We start from the raw sequence: 15480 nt of genomic DNA, 5'->3' as shown, positions 1-15480 counted from the left end.
TGTGGCGAACGGGGATGCTGAGCTCGCGCTCAGGCTGCGATGACTCCGGTGCCGAGCAGGACCAGCAGCGTCGTGCCGAGCAGGATGCGGTAGATCACGAACGGCAGGAAGCTGCGCTTCGAGATCCAGTTCATGAAGAACGCGATCACGCCGAGCGCCACCACGAAGGCGATGCCGGTGGCCGCCAGGGTGTCGCCGAACGAGAAGAAGGACGGCTCACCCCAGCTCTTGTAGACCTGGTAGAAGCCGCTTCCGAACACGGCGGGGATCGCGAGCAGGAACGCGTAGCGGGCCGCGGCGGCTCGCTCGTAGCCGAGGAAGAGCCCCATGGTGATCGTGCCGCCGGAGCGCGAGACTCCCGGGATCAGCGCGAGCGCCTGGGCGAATCCGTAGGCGACGCCATCCGGATACGTGAGGTCCTTCAGACTGCGTCGTTTGGCTCCGACGTGATCGGCGATTCCGAGAAGGATGCCGAAGACGATCAGCATGATCGCCACGATCCAGAGCGACCGCAGCACACTCTCGATCTGGTCCTGGAACAGCAGCCCGAGCAGCACGATCGGGATGCTGCCGATGATGATCAGCCATCCCATGCGGGCGTCCGGATCGTTGCGAGGCACGCGGCCGAACAGTGAGCGGAACCACTGTCCGATGATGCGCACGATGTCGCGCCAGAAGAAGACGACGACCGCGGCCTCCGTGCCGATCTGGGTGATCGCGGTGAACGCGGCACCCGGGTCCTCACCCGACGGCAGGAAGGTGCCGAGGATGCGCAGGTGTGCGCTGGAGGAGATCGGCAGGAACTCGGTGAGTCCCTGGACGATGCCGAGGATGAGCGCTTCAAGCAGATGCATGGAGGTGAGGCCTTCTGAGTCGAGGTCGGCGCGGGAGCGGTCTTGCGTCGCTCAGAACGAGCGCAGCAGATCGGTCAGCACCCGCTGGCCGAAGACAAGCGATTCTACGGGTACCCGCTCGTCGACACCGTGGAACATGCCTGTGAAGTCGAGGTCGGCCGGGAGCTTGAGGGGCGCGAACCCGTATCCGGTGATGCCGAGCGCCGCGAGCGCCTTGTTGTCGGTCCCCGCTCCCAGCAGGTACGGGATCACGGGAACACCGGGGTCGTGGCGACCGATGCTCGCGACCATCGCCTCGACGAGATCGCCCTCGAACGGGGTCTCCATGCCGATGTCGCGCACCACGGTCTCGATCACGATGTCGTCGCCGACGATGCGTTGGAGCTCAGCCAGCACGTCTTCCTCGGTGCCGGGGATCACACGTACGTCGATCAGGGCCTCGGCGCGCTCGGGGATCACGTTGTGCTTGTACCCGGCGTTCAGTGCCGTCGGGTTGGCGGTGGTGCGGAACGACGAGCGCAGGAAGGCCTCCGCGGGACCGGCCGCCGCCGCGAGTGCGTCCGGATCCTCCGTGCTGCGCCCCGTGAGAGCGCTGAGCCCCTCGAGGAGCGCGGTGGTGGTCGGCGTGAGGCGGATGGGCCAGCGGGTGCGTCCGATGGCCGCCACCGCCTCGGCGAGCCGCGTCACGGCGTTCTCCTCGTGCAGGCGGCTACCGTGTCCGGCCCGTCCCTTGGCGACCAGCCGGATCCAGATCAGCGCCTTCTCACCCACCTGCAGCAGGTATGCGCGCCGATCGTCCACGGTGATCGAGTAGCCGCCGACCTCGCTGATCGCCGCCGTCGCGCCCTCGAACCACTCGGGGCGGTCCTTGACCACGAGCGCCGAGCCTTCGACCCCGCCGTTCTCCTCATCCGCGAAGAAGGCGAGGATCAGATTGCGCTCCGGCTGCTTGCCCGCACGCAGGATCTCGGCGACAGAGGTGAGGATCATCGCATTCATGTTCTTCATGTCGACGGCCCCGCGACCCCAGAGCATCCCGTCGCGGACGAGACCGGCGAACGGGTCGACGCTCCAGTCCTCGGCCATCGCCGGCACCACGTCGAGATGACCGTGCACGACGAGCGCCGGCTTCGAGCGGTCGCGCCCCGCGACCCGAGCCATGACGTTCGTCCGACGAGGGATCGGCTCGTAGTACTCGACCTCGAGACCCAGCGCTTCGAGGTAGGCGCCGACATACTCCGCGGCTTCGCGCTCCCCCTCGGCCTTGCCTCCACCGAAGTTGGACGTGTCGAAGCGGATCAGGTCGCTCGCGATGCGGACGACCTCCGGAAGAGACGGATCAGTCATGGCTCCAGGCTATCGAAGCCGCGCGCCACGCCCGGGCGTGCGGGTCGGTTCGAGAGGCCGCGGAGGACGTGGTAATGTCATTCTTCGGTCGGCAACGATCATCCAAAACCTGCGCGGGTGGCGGAATGGTAGACGCGCTACGTTGAGGTCGTAGTGCCCGTAAGGGCGTGGGGGTTCAAGTCCCCCTCCGCGCACAGAAGAAGAAGGCTCCCGAGAGGGGGCCTTCTTCTGGTTTATGCCCTCTTCGCCGTGTCGACGCGCTTCTCGACGGATCCCAGCGTGCGACGGCCCTCCCCACGGCGGAATACGTATCCGCGCTGCGCGAGGAATCCGCAGGTGTAGACGGCGGCATCGGCGAGCAGCTTGGCCCAGAGGACAGGAACGCCCCAGGCGACGAACAGCGCCATCGACGCGTATCCGCCCGCGAGCAGCGCGAGAGCAAGCGCGGCGTACCGCCCGAGCTGTCGGCGCACACCTCCTGAGGATCCGTCACGGAAGACGAACGAACGATTGAGCGTGAAGTTGACGGCGGCGCTGAGCACCCGGGCGCCGACCGCGGAGAGCAGGAGGTCTCCCGTGACCGCGTAGAGCAGCTGGAGCAACGCCACATCGAGCAGGAACGATCCGAACGACACCAGGACGTAACGCAGCAGCGGCCGAAGCACGTCGAGAGAGTCACGCAGCGGCCGGAAGTGCGAGGAGGCGTTGTGATCGAGGTAGACGGTCTCGATCGGCACCTCTCGGATCGGGATCCCGCGCCGGGTGAAGTCGAGCAGTACGTTCATCTCCCACGCGAAGCGCTCGCCCGACACGGCCACGACGTCGGTGATGAGCGCGGCGGGGATGCCGCGGAGTCCTGTCTGCGTGTCGTGCACAGCTCCCCCGCTGAGCCGGAACAGCCACCGCGACACGGCGTTGCCCAGTCTGCTGCGCACGGGTACCTCACCGGTGAAGGAGCGTCCTCCGAGCACCAGCGCGTCGCTGCCGACGGTGGCAGCTGCGACGGCGGCGATGTCGGACGGCCGATGCTGTCCGTCGCTGTCGGCGGTCACCACATCTTCGCCCGGCCAGCGCTCTGCGATGTAGGCGAGGCCGTGGCGCAGCGCGCGCGCTTTGCCCTCGTTCCGCGGCTGGCGCAGAACCGTGGCTCCCCGACGCGCGGCCTCGGCGAAGTGCGGCGAGTACGCCGCTCCGCTGCCGTCGTCCACGACCACGGTCTGGAAGCCGTTCGTATCGAGCGCATCCACCAGCTCGCGCATGCGCTCATCCGGCTCGTACGCGGGGATCAGGACGATCACGGCGCGCTCCCTGCGATGTACAGGATGTCGCTGGTGCCGCGCTCCTGGTTCTTGCCGAGCGGGTTGTTGACCAGTGCGCCGTCGAAGTACATCGTCGACGAACCGCCGCCATCGATGTTGTACGCGGTCGTCGCGCCGAGAGAGATCATGATGTCGGCGAGCTCCGTCATCGTGACACCGCGGCTGTAGCCGGCGCTCCGGCCGTCGACCACCACGAAGACGAGATGGTTGTCGTCGATCACTCCGACAGCGGTGCGCGGCTGCTCGCCCTGGATCGAGTGGTTGCCGAAGTTGGTGTCGACCTCGACGTCCTCGATTCCATCGACGACGGTCCCGTGCTCGACGAGCGCAGGGCCGAACGACAGCGTGTTCCAGACGCCGTCCGCAACGAGCGCGGCTGCGGTGGTCGCGGTCTCGTCATAGACCTCGACATGCCCGTCCTCGTAGAACGCCAGGCCTTCACGTGCCCCCTCGTCGCGATACACCACACCGTTGCGGATGACGATGCCGGTGTCACGGAAGCCGTAGTAGTCACCGTTGATCGCGAACACCGCATCGTTCGCCGCCGCGATCGCACTCGTCGTCTCGGTGATGTTGGTGCCGAACGCATCGCCGGCGAATGCGGAGCGCAACGCGGTGGCATCCGTCAGCGTGACATCTGCGACGTAATAGGTGACGGTGTCATCGCCTGACCCGGTCGATACCGTGGAGAGCGCGATGTCAGCCTGGTCGGAGTCGTACGCGGTGTCGGTGACCGTCGCGTTGGTGGTCTCGGTGATGCTGTCGCTCGTGTTCGAGTTCGCGGCCTCGTACGACGAGACGTCCGTGATGCTCACATGCTCGATGAGGAATCGGTCTGCGGCCCATGCGGCTCCCCCGCCGGCGCTGAGGGCGAGTGCGAGCCCTCCCGCGAGCAGGATGCGGCGCCGCCGCCGCTTCGGTCTGGGGTGGTGCTGTCGAGTGTCCATCCCCCACAGCTACGGGTCCGCGCTATCGGGCTGCTATCCGTTGCCCGTGCGTCACCGAGGTGTCCGTTCGGGGGTTCCTATGCACAGCGACATTCTTGAACCTGGCATAGACAGCACATAGCAAGGACATAGCCAGCTAGGTCGGAATGGGAGGGAACCTCCACCCCCGACCGAAGGAATCCACTCGTGTACACGCTCGTCATGATCGCCGCCGACCTCGTCGCCATCACGATCCTCGCCCTGGGCATCTACTACCTGCGCCACCGCCGACGCGACCTCGTGGTCGCATTCGTCGGGGTGAACGTCGGCGTACTGGCGGTCGCGGTCGTTCTGGCGGGAACGTCGGTCGCGCTGGGACTGGGTCTCGGCCTGTTCGGTGTGCTGTCGATCATCCGATTGCGTTCGTCGGAGATCTCGCAGCGCGAGGTGGCGTACTACTTCGCATCCCTCGCGCTCGGCCTCATCGCCGGTCTGAGCACCACCCTCTCCCCCGTGTCGCTCGCACTCATGGCCCTGATCATCGCCGCGATGTTCGTCGCGGACCACCCGCGGCTGCTGTCGCGCTCGCGGCAGCTGACGATGACTCTCGATCGTGCCGTCGGGGATGAGACGGAACTGGTCACGGAGCTCGAACGCGTGCTCGGCGGCACGGTGACCCAGGTCTCGATCCTGCAGCTCGATTTCGTCAACGACACCACGCAGGTCGACGTGCGTTATCGCATCGGCGCGCCGTCCGGAGTGAGCGCCGCACTGTCGGGAGCGCGACGATGATCCCCCGGCTCGATCCCGTCGGCCTGGACGAGCTCGTGGCCGAGGCGGCGCTGCTCACGCGGGTCGACCGCAAGTACGTGATGACGGTGGATGAGGCGGCCTCCGTCCTCAGCGAACTGCCCTCGCAGACCCGGGTGCTCACCCTGGAGGGTCGCCGCTCCTTCGCCTACGAGTCGTACTACTTCGACACGGCGGACCTGCTCAGCTTCCGCATGGCGGCGCTCGGACGCCGCCGCAGGTTCAAGCTCCGCACCCGCAGCTACGTGGACTCCGAGGACGCCTTCCTCGAGCTGAAGACCCGTGGGGCGCGCAGTGCGACCGTGAAGGAGCGCATCGGCTACGAGTTCTCCGCGCGCGACGAGCTCACCGCCCGGGGGCGGGAGTATGCGGCGCTCGGGCTCGAGTCCCTCAGCCTCCGTGATCTCGACACCACCGACCTCGTTCCCACGCTCGCCACACGCTATGACCGCACGACGCTGCTCGCCCCTCGTGGTGGCGGCCGCGCGACCATCGACACCTCTCTCTCCTGGGAGCTCGCCGACGGACAGCAGTTGCACGTGCCCGGGTTGGTGATCGTCGAGACGAAGTCGGGGTTGCGCACGGGAGACACCGATCGTCTGTTGTGGCGGCACGGCATCCGCCCCTCCACGATCAGCAAATACGGCACGGGGCTCGCGGCCCTGCGTCCCGACCTCCCCTCGAACAAGTGGGCGCGCGTGCTGCGCCGACGCTTCCACCCCGCGGCGATCGCCGTCTGACCGAAAGAGAGACTCTCATGCGCACCAAGAACCGCTTCCTTCTCACCGCCGCACCGTTCGTGCTGACCGGAGTCGTCCTGGCCGGCTGCACCGCCGTCACCGCGGATGCCGACACCGCGTCGAGTACGGCCGAGGCGACGTCCGTGCAGAACGTCGACGCCTCACTCACTGCCGAACAGGTGCTGGCCGACAACGCCGATGCCACGACCGTGTCTGCGGATGAGGCGGACACGACCGCGGAGACCACGATCGCCCTGACGGGCGACAGCGCGACGGTCGACGGAGAAGGAGCGACCGTCGACGGGAACTCGGTGACGATCACGGCGGGCGGCACGTACCGCCTGTCCGGCTCCTTGGAGGGATCGGTCGTAATCGCCGCCCCGGACGACGCCGTGGTGGCACTCATCCTCGACGATGCCGACATCTCGAACACCGAGGGCGCCGCGGTCGCGATCACCGGTGCCGACGACGTGGCGCTCGTGCTCGCCGACGACAGCGACAACACGCTCTCGGACGCATCGAGCTATGCCGACGACGCGGAGGTCGACGCCGCGCTCTATAGCGATGCGGACCTCACGATCAGCGGCACGGGCTCACTGACCGTCGCGGGCAACGGCAACGACGGTATCACGAGCAAGGACGACCTCACGATCCTCAGCGGCACGGTGACCGTCGACGCGGCCGACGACGGCATCCGCGGCAAGGACGCACTGATCGTCGAGGGGGGAACGATCACGGTGACCGCGGGCGGCGACGGCGTGTCCAGCGATCAGGACGCCGATGAGACGCAGGGCTACGTGTGGATCTCCGCCGGCGACCTCGAGATCACCAGCGGCGGCGATGCCGTGGCCGCGGCGACGGATGTCGTGATCACCGGAGGCGACCTCACGCTCGTCAGCGGCGGCGGGTCCACTGCCGCGATGGAGGACGGGCTCTCGGCCAAGGCGATCAAGGCGGGCGTCTACGTGGTCATCGAGGGCGGGACCATCGATGCCGATGCCGCCGACGACGCCATCCACTCGAACGGAGCCGTCCACGTGAACGATGGCACGCTCACCCTGGCATCCGGCGACGACGGCGTGCACGCCGACACGGCCCTGGTCATCGACGGCGGCGACACGAGCGTGTCGGAGAGCTACGAGGGTCTCGAGAGCGCCGACATCACGATCGCCGGCGGGAAGGTCGCAGTCACCGCCTCCGACGACGGCCTGAACGCCTCCTCCGGCAGCGGGGAGAGCATGCAGGACAGCGGAGAGACGATCACGATCTCCGGCGGCGAGACGACAGTCAACGCGGGCGGCGACGGCTTCGACTCCAACGGATCGGCCACCATGTCCGACGGGTCGTTGACGATCTGGGGACCGACGAGCGACGGGAACGGTGCGATCGATGTCAACGGCACATTCGACATCAGCGGCGGGACCCTCCTCGCAGCGGGCAGCGCGGGGATGGCGGTGGCGCCGTCCACCGATTCCGCGCAGGGATGGGTGTTCGCCACGACCTCCGGCTCCGCAGGCTCCACGGTCGAGATCGTCGCAGACGGCGAGGTCGTCGCCGAGTACACGGCCGACACCTCATTCGCGACCGTCGTCTACTCCGGAGCGGAGATCATGTCCGGGACCGCGTACGAGGTCGTGGTGGACGGCTCCGCGACGACGGTGACCGCCGGCGAGGGCGGCACGAGCGGGATGGGGCCGGGTCAGGGCGGACAACAGGGCGGTGGGATGCCCGGAGGCAACCGGCCCGACGGCTCGGATGACGGACAGTCTTGACCTGAGGAGCGCTCAGACCGCCCCGACGCCGAAGAGCAGTCCCAAGAGGTAGGTGACCGCCGCTGCACCGAAGCCGATCGCCAGCTGGCGCAACGCCCGACGCAGCGGCGGTCCGCCGGACAGGATGCCGACCATCGCACCGGTGGTGAGCAGGGCGATGCCGACCAGGATCAGCGCGACGACCACGGCCGCGGTTCCCTGCAGGCCGAAGATCCACGGCAGCACCGGGATGATCGCGCCGGACGCGAACAGCAGGAAGCTGGAGATCGCGGCGGTCCAGTCGCTGCCGACGATGTCATGGTCTTCTCCGCCGTGGGTGCGGATCGGGCCGGTGGCGGCGCGCCGCACCCCGGCCTGCGCAGCCGTGACGAGGACGCGTGCGCGCTCCAGCGCCTCCTCCTGATCCATGCCACGGGCGCGGTAGACCAGGGCCAGCTCGTTCTCGTCGATGTCGAGATCGCCCGCGGCGGCAGCTGCGTCATCGTTCGCCTCGGTGGCCGCCAACAGCTCGCGCTGCGAACGCACGGAGACGAACTCGCCTGCTCCCATCGACAGGGCTCCGGCCAGGAGTCCGGCGATGCCGCTGAACAGCACGAACCCTGAGCTCACACCGGTCGCGCCGATACCGAGCACCAGGGCGAGATTGCTGACGAGACCGTCATTCGCTCCGAACACCGCTGCCCGGAAAGAGCCGGACAGCCGCCGCCGTCCGCGCGCGGCCAGACCCCGCACGACCTCGTAGTGCACCTTCTCGTCGGCGCGCATCGCGGGCGTTGCGTACTGCTCCGCGTCGTAGGGCGAGCGCGCCTCCGCGCTCTGCGCCAGTGCCAGCACGAAGATCGACCCGAACCGCCCGGCCATCCAGCCGAGCAGACGGGAACGCATGCCCGCGCGCGGCAGCCGCTTGGGCTCATCGCCGAGCAGGTCGAGCCAGTGCTGCTCGTGACGGCGTTCCGCCTCGGCGAGGCTCAGCAGGATGTCGCGCTCTTCGCCGATCCTCCGTGCGGCCAGTCTCTGATACACGGCGCCCTCGGCGCGTTCCTCGACGAGGTAGCGCGCCCAGCGCCGGCGATCGGCGGCAGTGGGCTCAGCGGCAGCGGGGGCTGTCATGGGTCCTCCAGATGTGACGGTGCCCGGTGCGCGGGCAACCGTTCAACGCTAACCGTGAAGCTGCGCGCACACCCCGCTCAGACGCGGATTGACAGCATTTCGGGGATCCGAAGCGCCGCACCGAAGGGCGCGGGGACAGCGTCGAACCGTGCCGTCAGGCACGCACGCGCTTGCGGAGCACCTCGATACGCGACTGCAGCTGGGTCACGGTCGCCTGCGCGACGGCCGGCCCGCCGCAGATGCGGCGGAGCTCCGCGTGCACGGCGCCGTGCGGCTCCCCCTTCTGGCGGGCGTAGAGCCCGACCAGACTGTTCAGAAGCTGGCGCTGCTCCTTGAGCGTGCGGTGCAGCGGCGGAGGCAGCGTCGTCGTCTCCGCCGGTCCGGCCGAGGCCTCGCGCGCTTCTCGCAGGCGGGACTGGCGGGACTGCCGCTGCATGAGCAGCTCGTGCACGTGCTCCGGCTCGAGGAGCCCGGGGAACCCGATGAACTCCTCCTCCTCCGGTGTGCCCGGCTCGGCCAACTGTCCGAACTCCTGGCCCTCGAACACGACCCTGTCGAAGTGGGCGACCGAGGACAGCGCCTGATAGCTGAACTCCTGCGTCAGCGCATCCGATGTCTCCTCTTCGCGGTTCGCGCTCTCGAGCAGCGAGTCGTCGAGGCCGTCTTCTTCTTTCGACTGGCGGTCGAGCGCGTGATCGCGCTGCTTGTCCATCTCGTTCGCGAGCCCCATGAGCACGGGCACCTGCGGGAGGAAGACGCTGGCGGCCTCGCCCCGACGGCGGGCGCGCACGAAGCGGCCGATGGCCTGCGCGAAGAACAACGGGGTCGACGACGACGTCGCGTACACGCCCACTGCGAGCCGCGGAACATCGACGCCCTCCGACACCATGCGCACCGCGACCATCCATCGGGCATCGTTCGCGCTGAACTTCTCGATCCGCTCCGACGCGGTCGCGTCGTCGGAGAGCACGATGGTCGGCTGCTGTCCCGTGATGCTGTGCAGGATCTTGGCATAGGCGCGGGCGACCGTCTGATCGGTCGCCAGCACGAGTCCGCCGGCATCGGGAACATGGTGGCGGATCTCGGTGAGACGGCGGTCGGCGGCGGACAGCACCGCCGGCATCCAGTCCCCTTCCGGGTCGAGCGCCGTCCGCCAGGCCTGCGACGTCACGTCCTTCGTGTTGTCCTGGCCCAGGTGCGTCTCGAGCTCGTCACCCGTCGTGGTGCGCCAGCGCATCTTGCCCGCGTACATGTGGAACAGCACCGGGCGCACGACGCCGTCGGCGAGGGCCCGGCCGTAGCCGTAGTTGTAATCGGTGCGGGAGATGCGTGCGCCGGACTCGTCGGGGTGGTACTCGACGAACGGGATCGGTGCCGTGTCACTGCGGAACGGAGTCCCGGAGAGGAGCAGGCGCCGCTTCGCGGGACCGTAGGCGTCGCGGATGGCGTCGCCCCAGCTGAGCGCGTCACCACCGTGATGCACCTCGTCGAGGATCACGAGCGTCTGGGCGTCTTCGGTCAGGTGCCGGTGCACCGAGGACTTCGCGGCCACCTGCGCGTAGGTCACGACCGCTCCGTGGTAGTGGCGAGCGGGTGCCCAGTCGCTGTTGCGGAAGCGGGGGTCGAGCCGAATGTGCACACGTGCTGCCGCGTCGGCCCACTGCGTCTTGAGGTGCTCGGTGGGGGCTACGACGATGATGCGGTTGACCTCGCCCATGCGCATGAGCTCGACCGCGAGAGTGAGTGCGAACGTGGTCTTGCCGGCGCCGGGGGTGGCGGCGACGAGGAAGTCGCGCTGGTCCGCCGCGAAGTACTGTTCGAGGGCCTCCTGCTGCCAGGCGCGCAGCTTGTTCGCGGTACCCCAGGGGGCGCGCTGAGGAAAGGACGGTGAAAGCATCGACTCCACGATAATCGCTGCCGACGACACCGGATCACGCGCCACGGTTCCCGCGCGTTCCCCTCCCCCGGGCGCACCCCTGCGGGTAGGCTCTGACACTGCGCCGCGGTCACCACCGCGTCGCAGAACGTTCGCGAAGGAGAGCTGGATGACCGACCAGGATTCGACTCGGACCCCGTATGTGGACAACGAGGCGCCGCACCCGTGGCGCCGTTTCGTGGCGATCGGGGACTCGTTCACCGAGGGGATCGGCGACCCCGACCCGCGCACCCCGGGCAGCCACCGCGGTTGGGCAGACCGCGTCGCCGAGGTGCTCGGACAGCAGGTCGACGACTTCGCCTATGCGAACCTCGCGGTGCGCGGAAAGCTCATCGCCCAGATCGTCGCGGACCAGATCGAGCCGGCCGTCGCGCTGCACCCCGATCTCGTGTCGATCTGCGCGGGCGGCAACGACGTGATCCGACCGGGAACCGACCCAGACGCCATCGCCGAACAGCTGGAGGACGCGGTCAGCCGCCTGTCGTCGACGGGCGCCGCGGTCGTGCTCTTCACCGGTATCGACACCGCCTTCACCCCGGTCTTCCGCCCCTTCCGCGGCAAGGTCGCGATCTACAACGAGAACGTCCGAGCCATCGCCGAACGTCATGACTGCATCGTCGCCGACCAGTGGGCCCTGAAGGTGGTGCAGGATCCCCGCTTCTTCGACGACGACCGTCTGCACTACAACGCGCTCGGTCACCATGAGGTCGCCCGCATGGTGCTGCGCGCGCTGAACGTTCCGAACGACCTCGAGTCCATGCAGCCCGAGCCGTTCCCCGAGCGCACCTGGCGGGAGGCGCGAGCCGGCGACCTCGGCTGGGCGCGCGAGCACCTGGTGCCGTGGGTGCTGCGTCGTCTGCGGCACCAGTCCTCCGGCGACAACCTCGCGGCCAAGCGGCCTGAACCATCGCCGGTGTTCCTGCCAGAGCAGGACTGACCGGGTCGGCGGGTCAGCGCTTCATCGACCAGAGCGCCACGGCAGCCGCGGAGGCGACGTTGAGGGAGTCGACCCCGCCGGACATCGGGATCGTGACGATGGTGTCCGCGCCCGCCATCGCCTCGCGCGAGAGACCGTCACCTTCGGAGCCCATGACCAGGGCGACGCGGGCGGGGCGGTCGGCGGCGTAGGCGTCGAGCGTCACGGCATCGTCGCGCAACGCCAGCGCTGCGATGTCGAACCCGGCCGCATGAAGATCGGCGATGGCGCTGTCCCAGTCCAGGATGCGCGTCCACGGCACCTGGAACACGGTGCCCATGCTCACCCGCACGCTGCGACGGTAGAGCGGGTCCGCCCCGCCAGGCGACACGAGCACGGCATCCGCACCCAGCCCGGCGGCTGCGCGGAACGCGGCGCCGACGTTCGTGTGATCGCCGATGTTCTCCAGGATCAGCACGAGGGACGCGCCGTCGAGGACGTCCCTCACCGGCGGCAGCGTCGGCCGATGCATCGATGCGATGGTCCCCCGGTGCACGGCGAAACCGGTCACCGCCTCGGCTACCTGATCGGGGACGACGTACACCGGCACGTCGAGGTCGCCGACGATCGCTCGGATGTCGTCCACCCGACGCTCCTGCACGAGAACCGATCGAGGGCGGTGTCCGGCCGCGACCGCACGGGCGATCACCTTCGTCGATTCCGCGATGTACAGCCCGCCGGCCGGTTCCGACAGGGCCCGCAGCGCTGTGTCGGTGAGGCCGCGGTAGTCGTCGAGGCGTCGGTCGTCGGGGTCGGTCACTGGCAGCAGGTCCACGGGGTCCACTCTGCCATCGCCGCCGGGCCGGACCGAACCGCCGGCTGCGGAGGCGGCTCTGATCACGTGGGCCCGAGTCACTCGCGCACCGTAGACTCACTCGAGGAGGTCCTGTGAGCGTGTCGAATTCTGCCGAGATGTCGGCCACCATCGCCCACGCGGCAGAGTTGCTGCGAGGCAAGCGCATCGCCCTCCTGACCGGTGCCGGCATCTCGACCGACTCCGGCATCCCCGCATATCGCGGCGAAGGTGCGAGGACGCGCAGCGACCCGATGACGATCCAGACCTACCTCGGCGATGAAGCCGCGCGCCGCCGGTACTGGGTCGGCGGCCATCTCGGCTGGAAGGCGTTCGCCCAGGCGGGGCCGAACGCCGGTCACACCTCCCTCGCCGAGATGGAGGCCGCCGGCCTCGTCTCCGGAGTCATCACGCAGAACGTCGACGGACTGCATCTGCGCGCCGGCAGCTCTCACGTCATCGAAGTGCACGGCACCATGCGTCGTGTGCTGTGCCTGCACTGCGGCCAGGTGTTCGATCGTCGCGACGTGGCCGTGCAGATCGAGGAGCTCAATCCCTGGATCACGGTGCCGGAGAACATCGAGCTGGCACCGGACGGCGACGTGCTCCCCTCGTCGACCGAGGGCTTCGTGGTCCCGGTGTGCACGGTCTGCGAAGGCATGCTGAAGCCGGACGTCGTCTTCTTCGGCGAATACGTTCCGCAGGACCGCTTCCGGGCGGCGGAGTCGTTGCTGCGCGCCAGCTCCGCGCTGATCGTCGCCGGTTCCTCGCTCGTCGTGAACTCGGGCGTGCGCTTGGTGGAACGCGCGCGCCGGCGCAGCATCCCCCTGATCATCGTCAATCGCGAGCCGACGCGCGCGGACGCCTGGGCCGATGTCACCATCGCCGCAGGCACCAGCGACGTGCTCCCCGCACTCCAGGAACTCCTCTCGTGACCTACCTCACCCTCGTCCGCCACGGTCAGACCGACTGGAACCTCGCCAAGCGCATCCAGGGGTCCACCGACATCCCGCTCAACGACACCGGTCGCGCCGATGCGCGGTGGGCGGCTGAGAAGCTCGCCTCCGACACGCACCACGCCGTGTACACCAGCCCGCTGCTGCGGGCGAAGGAGACAGCCGAGATCATCGCGGACCGTCTCGGCCTGGAGATCGCCGGCGTCGTCCCCGACATCCGTGAGCGCGAGTTCGGCGAAGGCGAAGGCATGCTGGTCCCCGACTACATCGAGACCTACGGCGACTGGCATGCGGAAGTGCCAGGTGCCGAGTCCTTGACAGCGGTCGGCGAGCGGGCGATCGCCGCGCTGCACGCCATCGCGCGTGAGGCACGCCGCCGCTCCACTCCGCGTGCGGAATCGGTCATCGTCGTCGCGCACGGTGGCGTGATCCGTGCGGTGATCGATCATGTCTCCGGCGGTACGCTCCCCCGCGACGGGCAGGTCCTCCGGAACGGCTCGGCCCACCGGTTCGTCGCGGCGCCCGGATATCTGCGGCTGCTCGAGGAGTCTCCGGTCCTCTGACCAGAGTGGATGGCCGCTCAGATTCGCGGGCGCTGTGCGAGCGGTTCAGCCGGCCCGCGCCACCACGGAACGCGCGTGCCGGAGAACCGGTTCGTCGATCATGCGCCCCTGGAAGCGGAACACTCCACGCTCCTCCTCGGACGCCGTGAGCACGGCCCTGGCCCACGCCACAGTCTCGTCATCCGGCTGGTAGGCGGTGCGAATGACGGCCACCTGGCTCGGATGGATGCATGCCGTCGCGGCGAACCCGGAGGCCGCGGCGTCCGCCGCCTCCTGGGCGAGCCCCTCGACGTCGTCGATGTCGATGTGGACGGCGTCGATCGCACGCTTTCCGTGCGCTGCGGCCTCGAGCAGCACCCGAGACCGCGCGTAGCGCGCGACATCCCGATACGCCCCGTCCGCCCGACGGCTCGACGTGCCCCCGATCGAGGCGACGAGGTCCTCCGCTCCCCACATCATGGCGACCACCTGCGGATGAGCGGCGATGCGGTCAGCGGCGTGCACGCCCCGGGCCGTCTCGCACAGTGCGATCAGGGAGAAGCGGGGATCGAATGCTGCCAGAGCCTCCGGTTCCTCCGTCTTGGCGACCATCACGGTGCGGAAGTCCGTCTGGCTCAACGTCGCGAGGTCGGACACGAACGCCTCGGTGCCCGGCGCATTGACCCGCACGATCACGCGATCAGGATCGATGTCCGCATCGATCAGGTTGCCGCGCGCCGTCGCCTTCGCCGCAGGCAGCACCGCATCCTCCAGATCGAGGATGACCGCGTCCGCACGGTCGAGCGCGGTGCGGAAACGCTCAGGGCGGTCGGCGGGGCAGAACAGGATCGCGGGTCCGAGCGCGAACGTCATGGTGCGGGAGTCCCTTCGGGAAGAGTGCGGACGAGCACCGATCGGGTCGCCGTCGCCACCACCGTACCGTCCTGATTCCGACCGGTGTGCGCGATGCGGACGATGCCCTGACCCGGTCGCGAGGAGGAGAGCCGTCTGTCGAGCACGACGCTCTCGGTGTACAGGGTGTCGCCGGCGAACAGCGGGTGCGGGAAGGATATCTCCCCGAAGCCGAGCTGGGCGACGAGTGTGCCCTGCGTGAGCTGCGCGACCGAGGCTCCGACCATCGTGGAGAGGGTCCACATCGAATTCATGAGACGTGCGTGGAACGGCTCCTGGGCATCCGCGAACGCCGCGTCGAGGTGCAGGGCCTGTGTGTTCATCGTCAACGTCGTGAACAGCACGTTGTCCGCCTCGGTGGCGGTGCGTCCGGGCCTGTGGAGGTAACGGGCGTCGACCACGAACTCCTCGTAGTACAACCCGCGCTGGAGGATGTCCTGCGTCACGTCGCCTCCCTCCGGTCGATCGGTGTCTGGCATGCTGCCAC

The 15480-nt window shown here is 68.7% G+C and carries 15 protein-coding genes and 1 tRNA gene; 7 read left to right on the top strand and 9 right to left on the bottom strand.

The window, feature by feature from the left end:
- Positions 1-29: 29 nt before the first annotated feature.
- Both ACIOVG_RS11750 and ACIOVG_RS11745 read right to left on the bottom strand, forming a co-directional pair.
- Positions 30-854 carry an undecaprenyl-diphosphate phosphatase gene (locus tag ACIOVG_RS11750; protein ID WP_400873376.1) on the bottom strand — a complete coding sequence of 275 codons (825 nt, stop codon included), beginning with the start codon at positions 852-854 and terminating at the stop codon, positions 30-32.
- 51 nt (positions 855-905) lie between these two features.
- The gene (locus tag ACIOVG_RS11745) at positions 906-2201 is read right to left on the bottom strand and encodes a M20/M25/M40 family metallo-hydrolase (protein WP_400873373.1); all 1296 of its coding nucleotides are present in this window, start codon (positions 2199-2201) and stop codon (positions 906-908) included.
- Positions 2202-2312: 111 nt separating this feature from the next.
- On the opposite strand from ACIOVG_RS11745, the gene ACIOVG_RS11740 reads away from it, so the two are divergent.
- Positions 2313-2395, top strand: a tRNA-Leu gene (locus ACIOVG_RS11740).
- A gap of 39 nt (positions 2396-2434) precedes the next feature.
- Here ACIOVG_RS11740 and ACIOVG_RS11735 read toward each other — a convergent pair.
- Both ACIOVG_RS11735 and ACIOVG_RS11730 read right to left on the bottom strand, forming a co-directional pair.
- Positions 2435-3499 (bottom strand): GtrA family protein, encoded by a 1065-nt coding sequence (locus tag ACIOVG_RS11735; protein WP_400873370.1) that lies wholly within the window; start codon positions 3497-3499, stop codon positions 2435-2437.
- Positions 3496-4467 carry a phosphodiester glycosidase family protein gene (locus tag ACIOVG_RS11730; RefSeq protein WP_400873367.1) on the bottom strand — a complete coding sequence of 324 codons (972 nt, stop codon included), beginning with the start codon at positions 4465-4467 and terminating at the stop codon, positions 3496-3498. The genes ACIOVG_RS11735 and ACIOVG_RS11730 overlap by 4 nt, the downstream gene beginning before the upstream one ends.
- 186 nt (positions 4468-4653) lie before the next feature.
- On the opposite strand from ACIOVG_RS11730, the gene ACIOVG_RS11725 reads away from it, so the two are divergent.
- The 3 genes from ACIOVG_RS11725 to ACIOVG_RS11715 are packed head-to-tail and all read left to right on the top strand — an operon-like array spanning position 4654 to position 7768.
- Positions 4654-5238 (top strand): DUF4956 domain-containing protein, encoded by a 585-nt coding sequence (locus ACIOVG_RS11725; protein WP_400873364.1) that lies wholly within the window; start codon positions 4654-4656, stop codon positions 5236-5238.
- Positions 5235-5996: a polyphosphate polymerase domain-containing protein gene (locus tag ACIOVG_RS11720; protein ID WP_400873361.1), complete on the top strand. Its 762-nt coding sequence runs from the start codon at positions 5235-5237 to the stop codon at positions 5994-5996. Before ACIOVG_RS11725 ends, ACIOVG_RS11720 begins: the two co-directional genes overlap by 4 nt.
- Positions 5997-6013: 17 nt before the next feature.
- Complete coding sequence (locus ACIOVG_RS11715) at positions 6014-7768, top strand: carbohydrate-binding domain-containing protein (protein WP_400873358.1); 1755 nt, start codon at positions 6014-6016, stop codon at positions 7766-7768.
- Positions 7769-7780: 12 nt separating this feature from the next.
- On the opposite strand, the gene ACIOVG_RS11710 is transcribed toward ACIOVG_RS11715, so the two are convergent.
- Positions 7781-8878: a VIT1/CCC1 family protein gene (locus ACIOVG_RS11710; protein ID WP_247630076.1), complete on the bottom strand. Its 1098-nt coding sequence runs from the start codon at positions 8876-8878 to the stop codon at positions 7781-7783.
- A 154-nt stretch (positions 8879-9032) separates the two neighbouring features.
- Positions 9033-10775 (bottom strand): DEAD/DEAH box helicase, encoded by a 1743-nt coding sequence (locus ACIOVG_RS11705; RefSeq protein WP_400873354.1) that lies wholly within the window; start codon positions 10773-10775, stop codon positions 9033-9035.
- Between the two features lie 148 nt (positions 10776-10923).
- Between ACIOVG_RS11705 and ACIOVG_RS11700 the strand changes: the two genes are divergently transcribed.
- A complete protein-coding gene (locus ACIOVG_RS11700; protein ID WP_400873351.1) occupies positions 10924-11751 on the top strand; it encodes an SGNH/GDSL hydrolase family protein in 828 nt (275 codons plus the stop codon).
- Positions 11752-11764: 13 nt separating this feature from the next.
- Here the strand turns inward: ACIOVG_RS11700 and ACIOVG_RS11695 are convergent, their stop codons facing one another.
- Positions 11765-12565 carry a TrmH family RNA methyltransferase gene (locus ACIOVG_RS11695; protein ID WP_400873348.1) on the bottom strand — a complete coding sequence of 267 codons (801 nt, stop codon included), beginning with the start codon at positions 12563-12565 and terminating at the stop codon, positions 11765-11767.
- 137 nt (positions 12566-12702) lie between these two features.
- Between ACIOVG_RS11695 and ACIOVG_RS11690 the strand changes: the two genes are divergently transcribed.
- Positions 12703-13518 carry a Sir2 family NAD-dependent protein deacetylase gene (locus ACIOVG_RS11690; protein ID WP_400874759.1) on the top strand — a complete coding sequence of 272 codons (816 nt, stop codon included), beginning with the start codon at positions 12703-12705 and terminating at the stop codon, positions 13516-13518.
- Entirely contained in the window at positions 13515-14102 is a 588-nt protein-coding gene (locus tag ACIOVG_RS11685) for a histidine phosphatase family protein (protein WP_400873345.1), read from the top strand. Before ACIOVG_RS11690 ends, ACIOVG_RS11685 begins: the two co-directional genes overlap by 4 nt.
- A gap of 45 nt (positions 14103-14147) precedes the next feature.
- On the opposite strand, the gene ACIOVG_RS11680 is transcribed toward ACIOVG_RS11685, so the two are convergent.
- Positions 14148-14954 (bottom strand): HpcH/HpaI aldolase/citrate lyase family protein, encoded by an 807-nt coding sequence (locus ACIOVG_RS11680; RefSeq protein WP_400873343.1) that lies wholly within the window; start codon positions 14952-14954, stop codon positions 14148-14150.
- On the bottom strand, positions 14951-15472 hold the full coding sequence (locus ACIOVG_RS11675; RefSeq protein ID WP_400873341.1) for a MaoC family dehydratase: 522 nt from the start codon (positions 15470-15472) through the stop codon (positions 14951-14953). The genes ACIOVG_RS11680 and ACIOVG_RS11675 overlap by 4 nt, the downstream gene beginning before the upstream one ends.
- Positions 15473-15480: the final 8 nt, after the last annotated feature.

Source organism: Microbacterium sp. NPDC087591, from assembly GCF_044743625.1.
Lineage (GTDB): Bacteria > Actinomycetota > Actinomycetes > Actinomycetales > Microbacteriaceae > Microbacterium.
Note: the sequence above shows the minus strand (reverse complement) of the source record. Positions and strands in the feature narration are given on the sequence as shown.